General features: G+C 67.0%; 1 protein-coding gene and 1 pseudogene. Both read right to left on the reverse strand.

The window, feature by feature from the left end:
• Positions 1-1,140: MFS transporter (locus tag AHiyo1_RS04855; RefSeq protein WP_059387796.1), on the reverse strand; the 1,140-nt coding region annotated here is incomplete at its 3' end.
• A 57-nt stretch (positions 1,141-1,197) separates the two neighbouring features.
• Positions 1,198-1,820 (reverse strand): annotated as a pseudogene (locus AHiyo1_RS04860) (SseB family protein); the annotation flags it as partial.

Below are 1,820 nucleotides of genomic sequence, written 5' to 3' on the forward strand. Positions count from 1 at the left end.
GCCGTACCAGCCCATGGCCTCGCCGCGCCGCTCCTCATCCACGATGTCGGCGACCTTTTCCGACGCCGCGGACAGCACCGGCGCGCAGAGCAGGCCGGGAAGCAGAGACAACAATGCAAGGGTCCACGTGTCCCCGGCGAAGCCCATCGGGATGGTCAATGCCGCCATTCCCAGCAGGAGCAGGATGGGCGAGACGGGCCGGTGCATGGCGCCGTAGATGAGCCCGCCGACTACCGATGAGGCGCACCAGAAGAAGAAGACAGTTCCGATCTCGCTCTCGTGCCCGCCGCGCTGCAACACCGCGACGATTCCGACGTCGGTGCCGCTCAGGACCATTCCGGATCCTGCGGCGACGGCGAACACGGCGGCTACCGCCGCGGTGAACCATGTGAAGTTCCGGGCCATCTTTCCCCGCAACCCGGAAGGTTGCGACACTGTCGGAGCCATCTCCGAAGCCGCCTCCTGAAGATGGGCCGGAGCCGATGCCACCACCGCGGCTTCGGCCGCATGAAGCTCATCGGCATCCCGGTCAGCCGTCTGGCCGGCGTCCAGGACGCCCTCGCTGCGGGTGGGCGGGTTGAACCAGAGAAGGAAGAGCCCGGCGGCCGACGTGCACACACCCACGATGGTCAGGCCGAGTGCCGTGAACCCGCTGGTAGCCACGACCGCGCCCACCGCGGGGCCGATCATGAAGACCACTTCGGTGCCAATGGAGTCCAGCGCATAGGCCGAACGCCGCTGCTCGCCGTCAACCAGCACCCCCAGGGACTGGCGGATGACGCTGAAGATGGGCAGCGTCAACAGGCCCCCGACGAAGACAAGTGGGAGGATCCATTCGTAGCTGACGTGCGGCACCACGGACCAAATCACCAACTCAGACACAACGGAAGGAATAAGCGCCTTGCGCAGGCCGACAGTGTCCACGCGCCGCCCCCGCCACGGAGCGCCGATCGCGATGCCGATGGTGAATACCGCCGCGGCAGCACCGGCGGCGGCATATCCCTTGCCCAAAGTCAGCACGATGTGCAGGGTGAGCAGGACTCCCGCTGCCGAGTGCGGTATGCGGGCCACCATGCCCACCAGCAGGAGACGCCGCACGGACGTGATGGACAGCATCTCCCGGTAGAGAGAGAAATTCACGAGCTCATCCTCTGTTCTGCCGAGGGCAGGACAAGGACGTTCCCCCTGTGCCTTCGGCTACTGTGCCGCCCGCTGCAAGCTGACCTCGATCGAGTCAACCCGCTCGGCGAACAATTCGTTCTGCGCCCAACGCCCGTTCAGTCCGGAGACGAGATCCTGCACCGCGGCGGCGTCCAGGCCGTCTTCGAGGTACAGCACCACGCGCAATTCGGGCCCGGGTCCCCCGCCGGCCATGGCCGATCCGTCAGCCGTGCGCGACGCCATTCCAGATCCCGGCCGCACCTCCAGGCGCCGCACGGCCGGGTACATCCCTGCCAGGGAATTGAGAGCAGACTCCAGTTCATCATCAAGGTACGACGGCGTCCAGTCGCGCTGCTGTGCCAGTGACCACATGGCAGGCCGGCGGACGACGAAGGTGACATCCGAACCGGGATCCAGGACGAGCAGCTGGGCTCCTTCGGAGACGGCAGACAGGGCCGCCCGGGCCGCATAAACAGCGACGGGACGGGCCTGCGGATGCCAGGCTTCAAGGGCGGCCGCCGACGTGAACACCGGCATGGCCGTGCGGCCATCCGGCGCCTTCAATGTCACGAGCGCATGTCGGCCTGCTTGTCCGCATGGAGTCCGTCCACGCCCTCGGCTTCCTCAGCGAGCTGGGCCACCACCGGGACGAACACCCT

This window comes from Arthrobacter sp. Hiyo1 (assembly GCF_001263615.2).
GTDB lineage: Bacteria > Actinomycetota > Actinomycetes > Actinomycetales > Micrococcaceae > Arthrobacter.